Below are 20,323 nucleotides of genomic sequence, written 5' to 3'. Positions count from 1 at the left end.
AGATGTAACACATGATTCTAAAACTGTTCTGCCAAAAATGGTAGAGCAGTTTTTATTTTAATGACTACTGGAGTGGACTTGTAGAAGAGGAAATACAGAATCAAAACCAAAAGCATGAAAAACCAGCTTCTCTTTTCACACGGAGCGTCTTGGCGAAGCCCAGCTCAGCGGAGCACTATTCATCGGGAGAAAGAAGCGAACCCCAGCAAGTCTTACAGTGAATACATCGTTGTGAGCTTCCCCGATGAATAGTGCGGAGCGGACAGTTTAACCCCTGGTGGGGCGAAGACTTTTAGCGAAGGGTGAAAAGAGAAGCTGGTTTTCTCCACAAAAGCAGGAAGAAAACGATATTTTTTAATAAAGCAAGTATCATGTCACAGAGAGTGAGATAATTTTTCTCATCCTTGCATGAGTAGAACATCAACTGATAAACTAGGTTCGTTACAGGTGTTAGATCGGAGGATAAAGTCATGCAAATTGTATTTTTGGGTACCAGTTCGGGTGCACCAACTACGAAGCGTAATGTTTCGGGAATAGGATTACGCTTGTTGCAACGGGGAAGCTGGTGGTTATTTGATTGCGGAGAGGGAACACAACATCAGATCATGCATTCTATCCTCAACATTTCGCAGTTAGAAAAAATCTTTATTACTCACCTTCATGGGGATCATATTTTTGGACTGATGGGAATGCTTGCCAGTCGATCTTTACGTGGGTCTGATACAAGCAAAATTACGTTATATGGACCTAAGGGATTAGAAGAGTACATACAAGCAATCATGAAAATAAGCCCGATACACTTACAGTATCCATTGGAAATAAAGATCACAGAAGAAGGCGTTATTTACGAAGATGATGAGATGATTGTTGAGGCGGCAAAGGTAAAACATCGTGTACCAGCTTTTGCTTATTCTGTTACGGAAAAACCTCGTCCGGGTGCATTTAAAATTAAACTTGCGAAAGAAGCCGGGATTCCAAAAGGTCCATGGTACGCTAGTTTAAAAGCAGGAAAAACGATAACGCTTGAAGATGGTAGAGTCTTTGATGGGAAGGATTTCGTTAATCCACCACAGCCGGGACTCAAGGTTGCATTTAGTGGGGATACGATTCCCTGCGAAGCGATGGTGAAACTGGCAGAAGGTGCTGACCTGTTAATACATGAGTCCACCTATGTACATAAGCATTTAGAACTGGCAGAACGAAGTGGGCATTCTACAGCATACCAGGCAGCCAGCATTGCCGAGGCAGCGGGAGTAAAAGAGTTGATCTTAACTCATATTAGTCCGCGTTATGATACAGAGGATGGCCCCATTACCCTTGATGATATGGTGAAGGAAGCACAGAGTGTTTTCCCTACTACTATTCTTGCTGAAGATTTAGCCATACACGAGATAAAACGTACAAGACAAAAATAAGTATCAGGATAGGTACGAAAAAATTATTTATAGGAATATCCCAAGATACACTTCTTAGATGAAAAGTATCTTTACCATGGAACCATTTGGTGCCATAATGGCTGAAAGCTTATATAGAGTTAGGAGTGGAACTACGAATGAAACGCTTGTCATTTGAATCAGCAGATGAGCTCACATCATACTGCCGTGAGCATGAAATCGAGCTGACGGTTGAGTATCAGGACGAGAATAGTCGGCAACGTCAGGTTGTATTGCAACAGGATACACTTGATGACCTTGCTGATTTTTTTGAAAAACCAAAGACAACGGCGTACTTCAAGCAGGAGAAAATCTTCTATGAAGTAGTTGCCCAATGGGTAGAACATGAGTAAAAAGCAATGGATTAAATTAGGCATTCAGTATGTAATGTTTACTGTTGGTCTGGCAATTATGGCATTTGCCTGTTACATGATGATCATAGCAGATTTGGGAGTAGCTCCCTGGGATGTACTTAATATTGGATTGTATCAAACCTTGGGTCTTACCATCGGGACATGGGCACAATTAGTAGGTATTTTTATTATCATTATTTCTTATCTGATTGCCCGAATTAGACCGGGAATCGGAACTATCTTGAACATGTTGTTTTTTGGCTGGTTTATTGACTTATTTATTTGGTTGGACCTAGTTCCGGCCTTTGAGGGTTTTATTAAAAATATTCTGTTATTTTTGGTGAGTCTGGTTTTAATGTCTATTGGGATTGGCATGTATCTGTCTTCTCGTCTGGGTGCAGGACCTAGGGACACATTTATGATTGCAATCCATGAACGAAAAGGATGGAGTATTCAAATAGTACGCTCGATTATCGAGATTGTAGCACTTACTCTTGGTTGGTTACTGGGCGGACCGGTACATATCGGTACAATCTTGGTTGCCTTGTTAACAGGACCAATGATTCAGCATACGATTCCGTTCTTCGTCAACATTATGAAAAAGCTGGAAAAGATCGGGGGAGAAGAGAATGTCCCGCTCAAAGGGTCTTTCAAGCATTGATCTAATGATGATTAGTGTTGTGTTTATCTGGGGTGCTAATTACACAATAGGGAAATTTGGGATGAAGCACCTTTCTGCGGATGTATTTACATTAACCCGTTTCATAATGGTACTGCCCGTACTCTATTTGATGGCGAAAGTGAAGGTCAAAAATCTGGCGATTGAGAAAAAAGATATTCCTCAATTTCTGTTAGCGGCACTGGTAGGAATTACGTTGTATCAGACATTTTTTATCGGATCATTACGTTATACAACCGCATCCAATTCATCACTATTGATCGCTATGGCCCCACTTTTTACGGTGATGGGTCTATTGATCGCCAAGAAGGAAAAACTGAGCTTGCATCTCATGATTGGCTCAGTTTGTGCGATTGTTGGTTTATTAATGATAAAAGGTATGGCTGATATTCCTTTTTCCTTCGATTGGTCAACCTTACAAGGTGATGGAATTGCTCTCTTAGCAAGCATCCTGTTTGGTTTATATCCTTTTACCTTGACACGTCTGCAAAAAAAATATTCTTCGCTACTTATTACGTTCTATGTAGCCAGCTTTGGTACCATTTTTCTCGCTCTCTATAGTGGTGCTGAGATGTTTCGAGTAGATTGGGGGAACCTCCCAGCCGAAGCATGGGGGTCATTATTGTTCGCTGCCTATCCTGTAACAGCATGGTCATTGGTTGTCTGGAATTATGGCATACAACAGTTGGGATCTTTACGAGCCATGAATTATCAGTATGTCATACCCGTAACTGCCATTCTGGTTGCGATGGTGTGGATTGGTGAAAGAATGAACGGTTGGCAGTTGGTAGGAACTGCTTTCATCTTATTTGGAGTAGTAATGGTTCGGCAGGGTGCAGGTATTCTGTTGGTGTTACGTAAAAAATTCAGAAAGACACTCCATATGAAAAATTAATGAATCGCTATACGGCTCAGTGTCATTCTTATATCGTATTAGGTAATTATTATCAAGAACCGGGAAGCCCTAAACAAAAAAGAACCTCTCTGGCTGTTTTCATCACACGTCCCAGAGAGGTTCTTTTTTGTTAACTGATCAATTTTTTATTACTGTATCCGAAAGTATAAACTTCGAAGGGTCATTTCCTGATACGCATGAAAAACATCCGCTAAACAAGGACCTGCTTCTTCGAAAGACTTCGATAGAAGTTTTTCTTATCCATGAATTTTATCAGGCTCGAAATCCTGCTGTACTCGGAACCAGATGTTAAGATCATTGATGATACTAGCCAATTCCGCAATCTCCAAGTTCAAGTAACAACACATATTGAAGTTTTCTTCTCGAGATAGTTGTATTTGTTTACGATTTATTATAGCTTCTAAAGCGATGACGCGATCAGGGATTTTGGCACGTATCTCTTCCCAGATAAGCAGAATATCATTCCGTTCATCGGCTGTATATTCCTCCCATTCAAGGATTAGCCGTGGTAATCGTATGCCAAGTCTTTCGTCCAGAACAAAGTTGTAACGCACTGGAAAATGCCCCCTCTCTTTTGTGCATGATATACTTATCCTAAACGAAATGAACAAAAGAATATAGAGAAATAGCTGTATAAAAGTGTAATATTCCGAAAAATAATCAAAAATAATGGAAGAAAAGATCGATAGGATGTACAAAAAATATTGCTTTATTGCTACGAATATCGCCTGAAAAGTGAGGAAGAAATAAATGACGAATCAACCCCGGGTATTAATTGATGCGGATGCTTGTCCAAAACGAGTCTTGCAGTTAACGGAAAAAATTTGTGGTGAGTTTCACTTGCCATTTATTACGTTTGCCAGCTATAATCATCAGTTTCACCATGATAATCATGTTGTCGTGGATGTTGGATCACAAGCCGTCGATCTTCGGTTAGCGAATGAGACGAAAAAAGGGGATATCGTTGTCACTCAAGATATTGGACTTGGTGCCATTGTACTGGGAAAAGGGGCAAAGGCTTTAACTCCACACGGAAAAATTTTCACCTCTGATCGCATAACATTAGATTTAGAAATACGCAATGAAAAAGCACGTTATCGAAAGGGAGGAGGGCGTACAAAGGGTCCTGCTGCACGAACAGCACAAGATGATGCGAAATTTGCCGAAGCATTGTTACAACTAGTGAAGGAGGATCTCTAAATAGATGCACATGGACAAGGGAATAGAGAGCAGCGGTAAAAAAATATACATAATCATATCGTTACTCTGTTTCATCGCTTTTGGCTTACTCGCCACTATGGTGATAAGCAATTCAGCAACAGAATGGGATAGGAGTATACAAGAAGCTGTAATGGAGTGGCGAAGCCCCATCTTAACAGAAATCTTGAGATGGATTACCTACTTAGGGGATGAAATACTGCTAACCTGGGTGTCTGGATTACTGGCAATTGTTTGGTGGAAAAAAGGAAGACCAGTCGTGTTATTGTATTACTTGGGAACGATCGCTTTCGGATTATTGATAAAGGAGATTGTAAAGCGATCCCTAACGAGAGAGCGCCCCGAAGATATTAATCTTATTCTTTTGCCTGATTCTTATTCATTTCCCAGCGGACATGCCGTATTTAGCTCGTTGGTATTTGGTATGGGTGGATATTTATTGGCAAAAAGGTGCCGAAGAACTGGTACAAAAGCGTTATGGATCATTGTAGCTCTTCTCATCCCGTTCCTGGTTGGGTATAGCCGCGTTTATCTAGGCGTTCATTATCCAATAGATGTACTGGGAGGTTGGCTACTTGCGACAGGTTCAATCATGTTATCCATGTATGTGTACGACAAGAAATGTACGAAGAATATGAAACGAGGAGAGCAGAATCATTCATAAAAAAATTATTATTTAATTATGAAACCTTTTTCGAACGTATACGTATACTCTATCTGTAACAATTATGATAGTATTGAATTTATTATAGATGAGATGAGAGGGGTACTATATTTAAATGAAAACAATGAATAAACTGATGATGGTCCTCATGGCTCTAACATTAACTTTTACAGCTGTAGGGATTAATCCAATGGAAGTAGATGCAAAGCGTTCCTATAAATCAGGAAGCAAATCTTTCCAACCAGCTAAAAACAACACAACAACTCCGAACAATAATAGCAATGCTACTACTAACCAGAATCAAAATGTAAAAAACAATTCAACAGCTACCAATAAAGCAAATACTGCTTCCACAGCATCCAAAAGCGGTGGATTCATGAAAGGAATCTTGTTTGGTGGTTTGGCGGGTATGCTATTTGGTGGACTATTAAGCCAAATGGGCGGTTTCGGTACCTTCCTAGCATTAGTTCTTAACCTGCTAGTTATTTTTGCAGTGGTACTGTTGGTGGTACGTTTGGTTCAAAGTATTCGTAAAAACAGCAATAAACGTAAGGAAAAAGAAAATCCATGGACACGTTAATTGTTGATGAACAAATGATTGTTAATGCAATCTGCATGTATATGGCTGAAAAAAGAGGAATTGAACCTGCAAGTGTCTCTGTTGAATTAATGTGGGATGAGGATTACGGTTTTTCTGCTGAGATCGTGGCAAACGGTCGAGATCAGGTGTTAATTGAATCCAATCTGTATGAAGCACTTCGTAAATATGTTAGTGAACAATGGCAGATGAATCCCTATTCGACTCGAGTAGAATTGATCTTAGATGATGAGCAAGGAATTATTGCTCGTGTTTCTAAGTAAGATAACGAAGGAAGAGCTATGATGATCGTTGGATCACATAGCTCTTTTTATCGATGGTATTTTTCTACTGGATTAATATCCCTCCACATGCACCTGTTAGGACAATGATCCAAGGAGGTGTTTTCCAAAAAACAAGTAGGACAAACAAGAGGGAAACTAGCACAAAATCAAAAGCTGATGTTATTGTCGTAGTCCAAAGCGGATCATATAATGCTGCCAGCAAAATACCAACTACGGCTGCTTGAATGCCAACTAATGCCCCTCGTATTCGATGATTTTGACGTATTTGATTCCAAAAGGGGAGTACTCCGATCACGAGCAGAAAGGCAGGTAGGAAAATGGCAATCGTTGCAATTGTTGCTCCGAAGAGGCCATCAATCAACGCACCTAGATAACCGGCAAAGGTAAACAAGGGTCCCGGTACAGCTTGTGTTGCGCCATAGCCTGCTAAAAAATCCTCACTGCTTATCCAACCCGGGGAGACCAATTCTTGTTCTAATAATGGAAGAACAACATGACCACCTCCAAAGACAAGCGCACCAGACCGATAAAAACTATCAAACATAAGAATCCAATGAGATGAGCTGAATTGACGAAGTAGCGGTAGTGCAAGTAGTAACGCAAAAAAGAGAACGATAGCCACCACAGCAGTTTTGCGACTAATTGGGACGATAATCTTAGGAGTCTCTTCCGTATTTGTTTCCTTATAAAGTATAATCCCAATTAGACCTGCCAGAATGATCGTAACGATCTGACTAACAGGTGATTGCCACGATAACACCATACCTGTAGAGAGTATAGCTAGTGTGGCGCGAGATCTGTCAGGAGTTAACTTTTGTCCCATCCCCAGAACTGCTTGGGCAACTATAACAACCGCCACAATTTTTAGACCATGTATCCAACCAGTACTGCTAACATCTAAGCCTTGTAACATAAATGCAAATAGGATGAGAGCGAATAACGAAGGCAGGGTGAAGCCAATCCAAGCCAATAAACCTCCCAAATAACCAGCACGAATGATTCCAATTCCGATGCCGACTTGACTGCTAACTGGTCCAGGGAGGAACTGACATAATGCTACCAAATCAGCGTAGCTGCGTTCATCCATCCATTTTCGCTTTTGTATGTACTCGTTATGGAAGTAACCGAGGTGGGCGATAGGACCACCAAAAGAAGTGAGCCCCAGCTTTGTTGAAACGAGCAGTACTTCCAGTAATGATCTGAATGTGCTTTTATGTATGAGGAAAGTAGATGAGTGAATTTCTTTCTGTGCCATGAAACCTCCTTGGTAAAGTAGATGAAAAATACTTTCTTATCATAATGTAACTTATACTCGATTTTAACCTGATTTTTTTAAGTTTTTATTATGTATTGGTAATATTTTGATTAACCATAAGTGGAAAAGTACTTCTATTGAATTCAAGTAACACATGTGCTAAGATTAAAAACGTAGAAAATATACCATTTGCGGTCATGGCGGAATTGGCAGACGCGCACGGTTCAGGTCCGTGTGGTGGCAACACCATGGAGGTTCAAGTCCTCTTGACCGCACCACTTACTTATTGCGGGTGTAGTTCAATGGTAGAACTCCAGCCTTCCAAGCTGGTCGCGTGGGTTCGATTCCCATCACCCGCTCCATAATATGTTTTATACTGACGAAAAAAGCCCCTCTAGCTTGTGAAAAATGAGCTGGATGGGCTTTTTTCTGTTGTAGAAGCTGGCATAATAATATCTATTGTTTGCAGTTTCAAATATATAGTGACTACGTAAATGGGGACAAAGGATACTCGACATTATTCTTTTGACGCCCCTACAAGATTCAAACAGATGTAATTCTAACTAGATCCATATTAATAAAAAACTACCCGGTTATTGGGTAGCTTTTTAAAAGAACTCAATTTCTTAACCGCGTGGATCATCACAAAGATTATATTTATTAGATCGTGTGCATCAAAAGCCTTCTGATAATAAAAAGCAACTTTCTCGTTTTTATTCAGAAAGTCGGTGGAATGTAATAACTCAGCTCCTAGTTTAAGAGCCTCTTCTAATCGCTTGTAGTCTTGACTTACCAGCAAGCATCCAGCAACGCCTTTGTATACGTAGAGTTCGGAGATCGCAGAACTTGTTTCGTTTCTCCCATTTCAACGATCCTCCCATTTTTCATGACTGCCATTCGATCTGAAAATCCGGCAATTGTTTCCAAGTGATGCGTGATATATAAAATAGACATCTTCTGTTCTTGCTTCAAGGTTTGGAGCAAGGTTAAAATCTCTTTTTCTGTGGAAGGATCGAGAGCAGAAGTGACCTCATCAGCTATGAGTAGAGCTGGTGACATGGATAACGCCCTGGCGATGGCAATGCGCTGTTTCTGACCACCTGAACATTCACATGGACGCCGATCAAGCAATGAACATGGCAACTTCAGGCGATCTAATAACTCAACTGCTTGCTCTAATGCCCTCAAGCGAGGGACGTTGCTCAGCACGAGAGGCTCAATTAGAATATCTTCTACTTTCCAATAGGGATTGAGAGAGCGATCTGGATTTTGAAAAACGATTTGGACTTTCTTTTGGTTAGATCTGTCCTCAACATCATTAGCACGATGCCAAGCAATTGAACCTTGTGTTGGTTCTTGCAAACCAACAATGATCTCAGCTAGCGTTGATTTGCCAGAACCGCTCTCTCCGATTAAAGCAAATATCTCTTCTTTCTGTATAGAGAAGGATGTTTCATGAACGGCCATAACTGACTTTTCTTTATTGCCAAACTGTTTTGTTACCGAAATGACATCTAACATGATTAACCCTCCCATGTTTTTTCAGCCTGGTATCCCAATTGGCGGATAGAGAGAGGCTTATATCGTTGAAGATATCGTTGTTTATCCTTTTCAGCGACTAGGTGACCATCCTGCAACAGTAAGATTTCATCAGCTACATGAAGGGCCATAGACAAATCATGCGTAATGAGCAGTAATGTCATATGATGCTCTCTCACTTTTTTTATCAGGAGGTCGAGCACTTCACGCTTAACGATAGGATCTAGCGCACTCGTTGGTTCGTCAGCGATCAAAACACTTGGCTTGTTCACCAATGCTAAAGCAAGTAAAGCCCGGCCTAGCATGCCACCGCTTAATTCATGTGGGTAACAATCAAGTACAGCTTCATCAAGCTGCACTTCTCGTAAGATTTGTGCCGCAGCTTCCCGTTTCTCTATTGGAGTATGATAAAGCAACATCGCTTCATAGAACTGTTTGCCTATCTTCAGCAGCGGATCAAAGCTGGAACGTGGATCTTGAAAGATATAGGCGGCATCCAGCCATCGCTGTAGTGTTACTTGACCTTCCCCTCGGTAGATCCGTTTTCCTGCTACATACGCTTCACCGGTTACCGTCTCTTCAGGCAGCAGGCCGTATAGAGTTCGGGCCATTGTTGTTTTACCCGAACCAGATTCTCCAATCAGAGCAGTAACATTACCAGAAGTGACCTCAAACGATAGGGGATGAATGATTGTTCGATCACCATAAACGACACTCAAATTTTTCACAGAAATAGCTGACATTCCACTCGATGCCACTTCACCAGCTGTACATACTACTGGCGGTAGTACTTTGCTTTTCTTCCGCCGCAAAGATGCTGTAGTAATCGTACCATCTTGCTTAGATTCTCCAAGTAAAGCAAGAGCGGTTGTTACGAACAGAATCGCTAAGGTCGGTGGAACAACCGTCCATTTCCAAGAATCTGTCAAGAGTGTAGAACTCTGTGAAAATACGTCTTGAAGCATTTTTCCCCATGATGGAACGTTAGGGTCACCAATTCCTAGAAAGGAGAGACTAGCCTCCATCGCAACAGCTGCCTGGAAGGAAATAATGAATTTCGTTTTAATAAGTGGCCAGATAAAAGGAAGCAAATGTTTCCTGATAATGTAAAATGTATTGCCCTGATATAACTGTGCCGCCTTTACAAATTCTCGTTCTTTTAAGGACAACACAGACGCCCGAATGAGTCTCATATATCCCGGCCATGTTAATAAACCTAATGTCCAGATGAGCTGCCAAGTACCGCCACCCGAAAAAGAAGCGACGATTAGAATAAGCAAGAGAGAAGGGAGGACCATCAGCATATTTGCTATAGAATTGAGCAGGGTGTCAAGTTTGGAGGAATAGCCAGCCAATAAGCCTAATATTGCACTTAATGTCGTACTAATGAGAGCAACAGCAAGTCCAATAAGTAATGTAGTTCGTGCTCCGTACACAAATTGACTAAATAAATCCTGCCCTAATTTATTGGTACCAAACCAGTTGACCTCTGAAGGAGCTGCCATGCTCTCCCCATCTATGGCAAAAGGTGTATGCGTCGCTATCATAGGACCAAAGATCGCAATGAATACAAAGATTACCAGAATGAAAAAACCAATTTTTTGCGACCGTTTCACTGCCCATCACCTCGCTTAGCTACCCGTATGCGAGGATCAAGCCATGGATAGATAATATCTGCGATCATATTAAGGAGAAGCACGAATACGGTCAAAAGTAAGAAGAGACCGTGTAATAGTGGATAATCTCGTGCCAATATCGCTTCCTGCAACAATTTACCTATGCCTGGATAGGAAAAGACGGTTTCCACCAATACAGAACCAGCGAGCAAGCCTCCGATTCGAATCACAATGATGGTTACAAGTGGTAACGCTGCATTACGCGCAACATGTCCTCTGACCACAGCCCGTTCACCAATTCCTTTTGCCGCAGCGAACTCGATAAATGGTTCATTGCGAACCCGAATAGATTCATTACGCATCAATAGGTAGATGCTAGCTAGGTTACCGATTGTAAGAGTGACAACCGGCAAAACAAGGTGTTTGCCAACATCAAGCACATGATCCAACCAATAATCGGATCGTAAAAATGCGGTTTCAGCACCTCCTAGAGGGAACCATTGCAAATTGGATGCAAGTAGAATCAAGAGAATCATCCCGATTAGAAATTCTGGGATTGCGCTAAGTCCCAGCATGGTTAAAAACAGACTGCGATCCGTCTTTCCCGGATAGCGCCATGCAGAGAATAGGCCAATAAGAATGCCGATGATCGTAGATAAAACTGTAGCAGCTCCTACGATTAATAGTGTCCATGGTAGACGTACCAGAATTACATCGAAAACCGGTGTTTTGTAATTGATTGACAACCCAAAGTCCAATGTGAATATACCTTTTACATATGTCAGGAATTGTACCCATAAGGAGTCGTTCAGGTTATAGTAAGTAAGCATTGCTTCTTTCTGTGCTTCCGATACGAAGATAGCCCCATCCTCGGTACCGCCCGTCAAAAAATCTGCCGGTCCCCCCGGCAATAACCGAGGGAGCCAGAAGTTAAGTAACAGTACAAAGACAAGTACCCCTACATACGTATAAATCTGCTTACTTTTTGACATCGATAAAGAACACCTTGTTATCCCAAAGTGGAATACCATCCGCTATACCACCGTAGGTATTCGTCCATCTATTGTATACATCTGGGTTGTACATAAAATAAAACGGGCGATGATAGAGCACTAAAGTTGGCAATTCTTCTGCCAGAATATCCTGCATCTTTCCAATAATTGCTTTACGTTTATCGAAATCCAATTCCTGCATTTGTTTAATTGCAAGGCGTTGGAAATCTTCGTTTTTCCACGTTTTTCCACGAGCCGCATACGTATTACTTGCTTGTCCCATGAACCATAGACGCAAATAGTCTGGATCACCACTTAAACCAATGTGACCTGTTATCGCCATATCATATTTATTTTCGCCCATAGCTGCAGTGAAAGCGGCAGAATCAACCTGTTGAATATTTAGTTCGATGCCAACCTTTTTCAGCATTTCCTGCATGACCTGCGATTCTTGTGAAGTAGAGGATACCATCACTTTTAGTTTCAGCAACTCGCGTATACCGTTTGCATTTTTTGTGTAACCTAGCTCGTCCAAAATACGTTCTGCTTTTGTAATGTTGTACTCGTATTGCTTCACGGAGTTGTTATACCACGGTGAATCAGGAGGAATAATTCCTGCATTACCTACAATAGGATCGCCACCTGTGATTTTTCGGGACATTTCTTCACGATCCAGGGCATAAGCTATCGCCTGACGCAAGCGTTTATCCTTTAGCTGAGGATGATCTAGATTAAACGTTATACGGAGCGCACTGCCAGTAGGATCACTTTGGATCATTTTAAAGCCTTGAGACAGCATATTTTCAACTTCTGAATAATTAACTGTATATCCAGCATCAATCTCCTTGTTCTGTAAGGAAAGAACCTTATTCGAGGAGTTTACATAAGCAACCTCTTTTACGAGAACCTCTCCCTTGAAATAATTAGGATTAGCTGCATATAAATATTGACCTGACTTCTCATCATACTGCTTCAATGTATACGGACCTGTTCCTACTAAGGCTGCATCATCTCGAAACTCCACAGGTTTATCGACTTTCTCCCATACATGCTTCGGAATAATCGGCACGATTCCAACCAGGTCACTCAGAAATGCTGCATATTTGTTCTTTATCGTAAACACTACGGTATAATCATCCGACTTCGTCACGGATTCAATGTGGCTAAAATCGCCAGTCCAGTTAAAAGGGAACTTTTTGTAATAATTGAAACTAAATACTACATCTTCAGCTGTAAACGGTTTTCCATCATGCCATGTAACATCTTGCTCTAATTTGAAGGTGTATGTAAGCTCATCTTTGGAAATTTCCCAAGATTTAGCTAACCAAGGAATAACTCCAGATTCATCCTTCCAAGTTAATGTGTCAAACAAGAAAGAGTTGCGTAAATACCCCCCTGGGCCAGATGGACTAAATGCAAACGGAGAAGGGTAACCGCTGTCTCCCCAAGTAAGGCGAACCAAATCGACAGATTCATCTGCTGTTGCGGTACCCGATTGCGTCACAGGTTTTGAGCTAGATTCGCCTGTATTGGCAGGGCTTGCACTGCAAGCAGATACAACTAGTGACAAACATAAAATTACTAGCAATAAAGAAGATTTCATGCGAGCTAACATATTCCATTTCTCCCTACTATTCGTTATATACTTCCTTCAGCTAACCATGGTAGAAACCCAGTAAGAAAACGCTCTGTCGCAGGCATAAAGTATGAACCATAATGATACTCAGGATCTAATGTAGTCATGATAAGCGTTCCAGGAGTGCTCACTTTATCGATGTACATAATTGCCCCATCGCCGTCCACTTCAATTAAGGTTTCGGCTCCAACAGGTGGGAAAAAGACACCATGGTAATGCCATGTTGCATCTAGTAAGTTTATATAACGGAATAGATCATGTTCTGGTTGGCGAAGAATAAGTCCACTCTTTGCATCCTTCTCAAGCCACCACCAAAAGTTAGTTGGTCTAAACTCCCAGTTATGACCAGGGAACCAGTTTTGTGACTGTGCGCCCAGCGCAACGATAGTGCCACCCCGGTTTACAACACCCATAATGATGTCCAGATTTTTACTCACCTGTCGTTGATGCAATTGTGATGGAACGATCAAAACATCAACATCATCGAGAGTGGTGGAGGAGAGTTCAGGCAGATAAACAATTTTATGTAAATATGCTTTATACTTCGGTTCATAAAATGTCCGGTGTTGATGAGAGTTACCGCTATATAGCACCGCTATCTTTCTCATGATGTTATTCTCCTTTTGCTAATTTGCTCATATTCCTCATACAACCAGGCTTTTAATTGAGTACCTATACGTCCAGATGTGTTTGATCGCATCGAATATCCAAGCAAATTGGAGCCTGAGTGAACCAAAATAGTCCCTTTAGTACTATAACGATCAATGTACGTAATCGGTTCTCCGCCTTCAAGCGTAAGCAGCACTTCAGCTTGATGAGGGATTGGATGATGTCCTCGAGCGAAAAATCCCGAAACCCCTTTGTTATACGTTAGATTATCAGCCTCGACTCCTTCAAAAATGGGGTGAGGATGATGGAAGTGAACATTGTAATCGCTATGATGATGAATGGTTTTAGGCACAAACAGCGATGCACCAGGCAACCAAGACAAGAATAAATTCCCACTGAACAACAAAATGTTGCCTTGATCAAGGAATTGTCTGATCTGTTCACTTTGCTGAAGCAAAAGATGCTGGTCAGCAAAACCATCGATTACAAGAATTTTATGAGGGGATAAATCATAGGAAGGCAAATCATAGATATCAATAACATAGGTATCAGGGTTCTCTTGTTCTTTACGAGTAGTCTGACTACCAAAGTATGTTCCGGAGTCCACAAATAAGAAGCTAGGAGTTTTCAGATCATGTGAGTAATGGTTGGTCATAATTACGTAAGCCTCCGGATATATAATAGTTCATCTAAGGGTAGCGACAGTGCCCGTTCGCATAGATCTATTTTTAATTGTTCATTAGCTTTAAACTCTGTCTCCGTAAAGGTTCCTTCACGACCTTTTTTTAAATAGTCATAAAATATTTTGGGCAGAAAGTTCTCTTTTAACATAACTTCAACAGCATCACCATTGCTAGCAGTAATCACAAAAGCATATGATTGCGGTCGGTAAGGATCATATTGTCCTTGTGGATAGGTAGTATCTACTTGATAGACTTGACGTGTAGACGCACGGGTTACAAATTCGAAAACGTCTCGAAAACCAGGTCCTGCATTCCCTGATAAGATGGAGATGTCTTTTCGATTTGGTACTGTGTCGCCATACAATTCCGAAAAAGCAGCTTGTAAGGTGCGAAACCCAACAGCAAGAGCCATTAGAGCGATGTTTCCATGATACTTTCGAACGTCTGAAAAATGAATTTCCAGAACCTCCTGGCGATCACGAATAAAAATGGTAGTCATAGTTTCATACTCCCCTCTATATGCGATATTGATAATCAATATCAGTTATGATATCATCTATGAGATTGATTATCAATAACATTTACAGCTTTGTTTTTTATAGTTAATTAATTTAACATTGTTTATGAAACGATTACAAAAAATCCCTCCACGATATGAGGAGGGATTTTGGGATCAGAATGGATATTTATTATTTCTTAAAAAGAATAGCCGAATTCTTCCATTAGGGAGAGCCACTTTTCTACACTTGAGCGGTTTTTCTTCTCTTTTGGAAGAACAATATAGGCGGGGCGTTTCGGAGGGACACTTCCAGAAATTTTTATCTCTTTGAGGGTACCATCAGCCAACCCTTTTTTGGCCATCGAGCGTGTGAACAGAGAGACACCTAATCCTTCCAAAACAAGATCGATAGCAAGCTGAGAGTTGTCTACTTGAAGTCGCGGGACGTAACTGGCAGGAAGCATTTTGGCGATCCATTCCGTAAAGGGAGATCCCCAGTTTACAAGAAGCAACGGTATTTTTTCCAAGTCATTTATATCAATTTCTCCTTCTTTACTAATCGGGTGATCGGGAGAACCCACGAGAAGAATCTCATCTTCAAAAAAAGGTATTACCTCGTAATTAGAAAGAGAAGGTGGTGTATAAACCATACCGATTTGAACGATTTGATCATGTAGTAATGTATTGATATCAGAAGAGTGTCCAGTTTTCGTACGAACAGCAATGGTAGGATAACGTAAGTGGTACTCTTTTAAAATCGGTTCCAGTACATAGGACCAAAGTGAAGCTACACCACCAATAGCTAGCCTGTCTTCATATGGCTGTAGAGCAGCTACTTCTTGTATACCAGCCTGGGCAAGTTTAATAATTCTTTCAGCATAAGGTAATAGAGCCATTCCGGCTTGAGTTATTTCTACATTTCGTTTATCTCTAATAAATAAGGGTTTGCCCACGCGTTCTTCTAGTTGCTTAATACGCATGGTTACCGTTGATTGGACCAGGTGGAGAATTTCTGCGGTTCGAGTAAAATTACGTGTTTGTGCCAACGTATAAAACGCTTTTAACTGATCGAAGTCCATGTGTATCGTCCTCTTATGTGTTTTTTTGATTACAGTGAGCAAAAAGAATCGTTTCTCAAATGAGAAGGCAATTTGTAATCTGATTATACAAATTATTGGGTAGAAGTGAAAGTGAGTGAACACCTAATGCGAGGGCTTCAAATCTTAAAAGTAACCCCAGGATCTGTAAAATGGTTACTTGTATTGTCTTTCTGTATGAATATGGGCTTTTATGCGCTTATCCCATATTTGACACTTTATCTTACAGGTAGCTTCGGTTGGGCACTTACTATGGCTGGTCTCTTACTAAGTGTTCGGCAATTTTCTCAACAGGGCATTGCTTTTATTGGTGGAATCATTGCCGACTTTGTGGGTTATAAGCTGACCATGGTTATTGGGATGTTGGTTAGGGGAATTGGTTTTGGGATGTTTGCCTATTGTACAGAAACATGGCAGTTTTTCGTTGCAGCGATTCTGTCGGGCTTAGGGGGATCATTATTTGAGCCTGCTCTGTCTGCGTCCTATGCAGTATTAACACCAGAACCTGTACGTAAAGAAGTGTTTGGGTTACGTAATGTACTCTCCAATGTGAGTGTTGTAGGATCACAAATTGTAGGTACTGCTCTGGCTTTAATGGACTTTTACTGGTTATCGCTATTTGCTGGTGGATTGTTCGTTTTATGTTCATTGTTGGGATTTTTATTTTTGCCACCTTTGCAGATGGAGACCAGACGTATTGGTGTTGTGGACAGTTTTTCCAGTGTATTAAAAGATAAACCCTTTCTTTTTTATACATTCGTACTGATTGGTCATTATTACATCTACATGCAATTATTTTTGGCGATACCACAATTCGTCGAGGATACTCTTCAAAGCAAGCAGTCCGTAGGGATTGTACTTTCTACGGTGTCGATTGTCATCATTTTCTTCCAGTTAAAAGTTCTTCATTTGCTGCGGAATTATACACAGCGTTTCACCATGATTGGACTGGGAACCCTGATTATGGGTTTCGGGCTATTCCTGTTTTCATTCTCTGACAGTCTATGGATGGTCATGATTGATGCTACGCTGTTTGCGATTGGAACTATGATATCAGTCCCTTATTTAATTGATATGGTTCCTCATTTTGCTCCTCGGGAAAGATTAGGTGCCTATTACGGATTTAATGGATATGCATTAGCAATTGGAGGTTCTATTGGAACCATGTTAGGTGGCTGGACGTACGACATTGGTTCTCAGAGGAATATGCCTTGGTTACCTTGGACGATTTGTCTGGTAGTTGGTATCTTTGTTGCCTGGAATATGTATCGGATTGAACAAAAATCTGCGTTGAAATCAGTTGTAACGCCATAACTTTTTTTTCTTGATTCACACGTACTCTATCTGGGTAAACTTGTCTAAACCTTTTACACATTTTTTTGAAACCATTTATGGTGTTCATTCGTAAGCATAGGTATAGGACATTCGTATAGGTTGCGAGTGGAAAGAGAGGGACATGATTGTGGAAGATCGTAAAAAGATTCGTCGACTACTTCTTTTGACAAGTACTTTCGGATTCGGGATTTTTTCGATGGTCGTTGTAACCGAGATCATTCGTATTTCTGTACAGTAAGGTAGAGTAAGAAGTAACACGTAGGGATTACAATCATTTGGTACACAAAAATAATCAGCAGAAGCAGAATCAAAAATGATATAGCATTATGAATAAAACGGCTACGATGAATGTTCATCGTGGCTTTTTGTTGTTTTAATGCATGTTCTGAAACCTCCGCGTAATACTTCACGAAATAGTGATGAGAGAAATAGTCCGAAAGAAAAGGGTTGACGAAAGACATGTAATTTGATAAAAATCTAATTAGATAATTATTAAATTAGATGAAAAGGAGTTCTCTTATGAAAATACCTCAAGGTGCTCAAACAGGATTGTGGAGGAACACTTCATTTCTATTTTTATTTTTTTCATCAATATCAAAAGGAATTGCTGATCAATTTGCTTCCATCGCGTTTGTATGGCTCCTTTTAGAATCAGGGGGAAATGCCACAAGTACATCACTTTTGTACTTGGCAAACATTCTACCCTTGATGGTTCTAGGCGTCTTTATCAGTCCGATGTTACATAAAGGAAAGTTATCATACTGGATGCTTTGTTCAGACGGAATAAGAGCCATTCTCGTAATCATATTGCCGGTTGTGGCATGGATCGGTACGCCACCAATTTGGTTGTTTTTCATATCAGCTTTTTTGCAGTCAACCTGTGGATCTATTTATGGACCGGCATCCGTTGCATTACTACCCAGAATAATCCAAAAGGAAGCTTTGCAAGAGGCGAATGCTTTGCTCCAGTCTGCTAATCAATCTGTGCGACTACTTGGATTAGCCAGCGCAGGTGTTGTTGTTACCCTATTTTCAACGAAGATTGCCTTAAGTATCACGGCTTTATTATTTTTGGTATCAGCGGGATTGTTAGTAGGAGTTAAGGAACAACGAAATGAGGGTGAAGAGTGTGAAAACGAAGAGAAGTCTACTCTTGTTTCCAAACGAAAACCACTTGTCATTGAGGTCAGGAACTATTTTAGTAAAGTTAGAAAAAGTTTTTCCCTCTTATCGGAATACAGAGCAATAAGAGACATGGCCATCTTTTTTGCATTTCAAAACGTAGGTGTTATTCCTATCTTTACTTTACTAGCAATCATTGTTAAGGAAGATATGAATGGTACAGCAGCAATGTTAACGACTTTACAGATTTTACAAGCTTTGGGGGGCGTACTGATAGGGTTACTTCTTAGTAAGTGGAAAATTAAAAGACAAGGTCTGTTTTTCTTAGGTATTGCTTTTGTAGAAAGTCTTGTACTTTGTTTTTATGGTCTGGGACCAGGGATGATAGGAGCCGCCATCCTTAGTCTAGTGTTTGGAATGACAATAACAGCAGCTAATCTTCCCGAGATTATCATTATCCAGAGTACCGTGAAGGAGGAGCATCAGGCACAGGTTTTTTCGCTAGTTTCTGCAATTAGTTGCCTGTTTTTACCTTTGACGAGTCTTCTGATTGGGCCACTAGCTGACATGTATGGTAGCTTGCAGGTTGTATTTTGGGGAGGCACAGTTGCATTGTTGTGTACGATACTTGCATATGTTTTGACACCACTCAGAAAAGTAGTTGTATCAACATAAATGTGTTTGAAACTATTTGATGTAATATTTTCCAGGTTGAAAACATAGTAATAAGTAAAGAAGAAAATAGTGGCTGTAATAAAAGGTAGTATAAATTTTTTTCGACAAAGTAGAAAGAGATGTGGATAAATGTTTGCGTATAATCCACACCTAAATAAATGGCTTTTTGTGATTTGTTCACAAGATTCCCACAGTGTACCCACAGGATGTCCACAAGTCCTGTGGATATCGGAACGGTTGTTCGATTGTTGAGAAACTGATACAATACAAATCAGAACAAAAAGGAGGTGACAAATCGGTGGGATACTTAACTGACTCAATGTTAATTGAGGTATATCAACGTGCTGTCGACCTTCATTTAGAACAAGACTTTATTCAATTGTTACAAGCTGAAATGATGAGACGTGAATTATCTTATTAGTTTCAGTGTTTCATTCGCGCTTAGATAAAAAATAGAGAAAAAAACGGGCTAAAGACAAAAGCCATCTTCCGCTTGGAAGGTGGCTTTTGTCTGGATACAATTACTTAATTTCGAAAGCAGTAATAGAATCTATCGGAGGTTTTTCCTCGTTAAGCTCTTCTACAAAGTATAGAAGAACAGGACCATTCTCCTTAATAGGGCGACCGTCCTTTGCAAATTGCAAGATAATTGAGGCTGCTTTTTCGATGGGGAAGGTAAGTGTAGGTTTGTTTTCCCGATGAATCAATAGCTGCGTTGCTTCTGGATAAGGCTCTGCATTGCTTAAAAAAGGTAAGAATTGAACCGCATAATCACCCTCTAATACTTTTCGCTCCTCCGCAAGTGTTTTTCGTTCACTTGGCGGGGTTGCTCCCTCGCTTATTTCTTTGTCCCAATGGGCACCTGCTGCCTTTATATACTGAGTAGCTGATGTTTCTTGCTGTTTGATATATTGAGAAAAGGCTGATAGTTCAAATTTCCGATCATCAAATACCCAAACGGTTGGATCGATTGTAATAGGAAATTGGACTGCCCCGCGTACTACGATGACTTCTTCCATGAGCTATAGACTTCCTTTCTATGCTGATTGCTTGTATCGTTATTGTATCTCAGCGGATGTGAAACAGGCAATCATTGAGGTTTTTTGCCAGTTAAACCTGT

22 protein-coding genes and 2 tRNA genes are annotated in these 20,323 nt (G+C 40.6%); 13 read left to right on the top strand and 11 right to left on the bottom strand.

Features of this window, described 5'->3' with window-relative positions:
* Positions 1-470: 470 nt before the first annotated feature.
* From rnz to LM917_RS21075, 4 genes are all read left to right on the top strand, one after another.
* Positions 471-1,415: a ribonuclease Z gene (rnz, locus tag LM917_RS21090; protein WP_232699683.1), complete on the top strand. Its 945-nt coding sequence runs from the start codon at positions 471-473 to the stop codon at positions 1,413-1,415.
* Positions 1,416-1,552: 137 nt separating this feature from the next.
* Complete coding sequence (locus LM917_RS21085; RefSeq protein WP_232699682.1) at positions 1,553-1,786, top strand: hypothetical protein; 234 nt, start codon at positions 1,553-1,555, stop codon at positions 1,784-1,786.
* Positions 1,779-2,447 carry a YczE/YyaS/YitT family protein gene (locus tag LM917_RS21080; RefSeq protein WP_232699681.1) on the top strand — a complete coding sequence of 223 codons (669 nt, stop codon included), beginning with the start codon at positions 1,779-1,781 and terminating at the stop codon, positions 2,445-2,447. Before LM917_RS21085 ends, LM917_RS21080 begins: the two co-directional genes overlap by 8 nt.
* Positions 2,416-3,360, top strand: coding sequence for a DMT family transporter (locus LM917_RS21075; RefSeq protein ID WP_232699680.1), 945 nt, complete (start codon positions 2,416-2,418; stop codon positions 3,358-3,360). The genes LM917_RS21080 and LM917_RS21075 overlap by 32 nt, the downstream gene beginning before the upstream one ends.
* A 257-nt stretch (positions 3,361-3,617) precedes the next feature.
* Here the strand turns inward: LM917_RS21075 and LM917_RS21070 are convergent, their stop codons facing one another.
* Positions 3,618-3,935 (bottom strand): hypothetical protein, encoded by a 318-nt coding sequence (locus tag LM917_RS21070; protein ID WP_232699679.1) that lies wholly within the window; start codon positions 3,933-3,935, stop codon positions 3,618-3,620.
* 196 nt (positions 3,936-4,131) lie between these two features.
* Here LM917_RS21070 and LM917_RS21065 point away from each other — a divergent pair, with 196 nt between their 5' ends.
* The 4 genes from LM917_RS21065 (at position 4,132) to LM917_RS21050 (ending at position 6,124) form a co-directional block, all read left to right on the top strand.
* Positions 4,132-4,581, top strand: a complete 450-nt coding sequence (locus LM917_RS21065; protein ID WP_232699678.1) for a YaiI/YqxD family protein — start codon at positions 4,132-4,134, stop codon at positions 4,579-4,581.
* Between the two features lie 4 nt (positions 4,582-4,585).
* Positions 4,586-5,263: a phosphatase PAP2 family protein gene (locus tag LM917_RS21060; RefSeq protein ID WP_232699677.1), complete on the top strand. Its 678-nt coding sequence runs from the start codon at positions 4,586-4,588 to the stop codon at positions 5,261-5,263.
* Positions 5,264-5,378: 115 nt separating this feature from the next.
* Positions 5,379-5,843: a hypothetical protein gene (locus LM917_RS21055; RefSeq protein ID WP_232699676.1), complete on the top strand. Its 465-nt coding sequence runs from the start codon at positions 5,379-5,381 to the stop codon at positions 5,841-5,843.
* Positions 5,831-6,124, top strand: coding sequence for a YxcD family protein (locus LM917_RS21050; protein WP_232699675.1), 294 nt, complete (start codon positions 5,831-5,833; stop codon positions 6,122-6,124). The genes LM917_RS21055 and LM917_RS21050 overlap by 13 nt, the downstream gene beginning before the upstream one ends.
* 64 nt (positions 6,125-6,188) lie before the next feature.
* Here LM917_RS21050 and chrA read toward each other — a convergent pair whose 3' ends face one another.
* A complete protein-coding gene (gene chrA / locus LM917_RS21045) occupies positions 6,189-7,400 on the bottom strand; it encodes a chromate efflux transporter (RefSeq protein ID WP_232699674.1) in 1,212 nt (403 codons plus the stop codon).
* Between the two features lie 191 nt (positions 7,401-7,591).
* On the opposite strand from chrA, the gene LM917_RS21040 reads away from it, so the two are divergent.
* Both LM917_RS21040 and LM917_RS21035 read left to right on the top strand, forming a co-directional pair.
* Positions 7,592-7,678 (top strand) — tRNA-Leu (locus LM917_RS21040).
* A gap of 10 nt (positions 7,679-7,688) precedes the next feature.
* Positions 7,689-7,762: transfer RNA gene (locus tag LM917_RS21035), tRNA-Gly, on the top strand.
* A gap of 427 nt (positions 7,763-8,189) precedes the next feature.
* On the opposite strand, the gene LM917_RS21030 is transcribed toward LM917_RS21035, so the two are convergent.
* From LM917_RS21030 to LM917_RS20995, 8 genes are all read right to left on the bottom strand, one after another.
* Entirely contained in the window at positions 8,190-8,921 is a 732-nt protein-coding gene (locus tag LM917_RS21030) for an ABC transporter ATP-binding protein (RefSeq protein WP_232699673.1), read from the bottom strand.
* Between the two features lie 2 nt (positions 8,922-8,923).
* Entirely contained in the window at positions 8,924-10,555 is a 1,632-nt protein-coding gene (locus LM917_RS21025; protein ID WP_232699672.1) for an ATP-binding cassette domain-containing protein, read from the bottom strand.
* A complete protein-coding gene (locus tag LM917_RS21020) occupies positions 10,552-11,547 on the bottom strand; it encodes an ABC transporter permease (protein ID WP_232699671.1) in 996 nt (331 codons plus the stop codon). The genes LM917_RS21025 and LM917_RS21020 overlap by 4 nt, the downstream gene beginning before the upstream one ends.
* On the bottom strand, positions 11,534-13,162 hold the full coding sequence (locus LM917_RS21015) for an ABC transporter substrate-binding protein (protein WP_232699670.1): 1,629 nt from the start codon (positions 13,160-13,162) through the stop codon (positions 11,534-11,536). The genes LM917_RS21020 and LM917_RS21015 overlap by 14 nt, the downstream gene beginning before the upstream one ends.
* Positions 13,163-13,185: 23 nt before the next feature.
* A complete protein-coding gene (locus LM917_RS21010) occupies positions 13,186-13,791 on the bottom strand; it encodes a hypothetical protein (RefSeq protein ID WP_232699669.1) in 606 nt (201 codons plus the stop codon).
* Positions 13,788-14,447: a phosphate starvation-inducible protein PhoH gene (locus LM917_RS21005; RefSeq protein ID WP_232699668.1), complete on the bottom strand. Its 660-nt coding sequence runs from the start codon at positions 14,445-14,447 to the stop codon at positions 13,788-13,790. Before LM917_RS21005 ends, LM917_RS21010 begins: the two co-directional genes overlap by 4 nt.
* Positions 14,448-14,449: 2 nt before the next feature.
* A complete protein-coding gene (locus tag LM917_RS21000; RefSeq protein ID WP_232699667.1) occupies positions 14,450-14,974 on the bottom strand; it encodes a hypothetical protein in 525 nt (174 codons plus the stop codon).
* Positions 14,975-15,171: 197 nt separating this feature from the next.
* Entirely contained in the window at positions 15,172-16,053 is an 882-nt protein-coding gene (locus tag LM917_RS20995) for a LysR family transcriptional regulator (protein WP_232699666.1), read from the bottom strand.
* A gap of 111 nt (positions 16,054-16,164) precedes the next feature.
* On the opposite strand from LM917_RS20995, the gene LM917_RS20990 reads away from it, so the two are divergent.
* The 3 genes from LM917_RS20990 to sda all read left to right on the top strand — a co-directional run bounded on the left by LM917_RS20990 (position 16,165) and on the right by sda (position 19,624).
* Positions 16,165-17,385: an MDR family MFS transporter gene (locus tag LM917_RS20990; RefSeq protein WP_507236594.1), complete on the top strand. Its 1,221-nt coding sequence runs from the start codon at positions 16,165-16,167 to the stop codon at positions 17,383-17,385.
* Between the two features lie 540 nt (positions 17,386-17,925).
* On the top strand, positions 17,926-19,203 hold the full coding sequence (locus LM917_RS20985; RefSeq protein ID WP_232699665.1) for an MFS transporter: 1,278 nt from the start codon (positions 17,926-17,928) through the stop codon (positions 19,201-19,203).
* A 298-nt stretch (positions 19,204-19,501) separates the two neighbouring features.
* The gene (gene sda, locus LM917_RS20980) at positions 19,502-19,624 is read left to right on the top strand and encodes a sporulation histidine kinase inhibitor Sda (protein ID WP_232699664.1); all 123 of its coding nucleotides are present in this window, start codon (positions 19,502-19,504) and stop codon (positions 19,622-19,624) included.
* Between the two features lie 100 nt (positions 19,625-19,724).
* Here the strand turns inward: sda and LM917_RS20975 are convergent, their stop codons facing one another.
* Positions 19,725-20,222: a hypothetical protein gene (locus LM917_RS20975; RefSeq protein WP_232699663.1), complete on the bottom strand. Its 498-nt coding sequence runs from the start codon at positions 20,220-20,222 to the stop codon at positions 19,725-19,727.
* Positions 20,223-20,323: the final 101 nt, after the last annotated feature.

The organism is Brevibacillus daliensis (genome assembly GCF_021245735.1).
Classification (GTDB): domain Bacteria; phylum Bacillota; class Bacilli; order Brevibacillales; family Brevibacillaceae; genus Brevibacillus_B; species Brevibacillus_B daliensis.
This window is presented reverse-complemented; position numbering and strand designations above follow the sequence as displayed.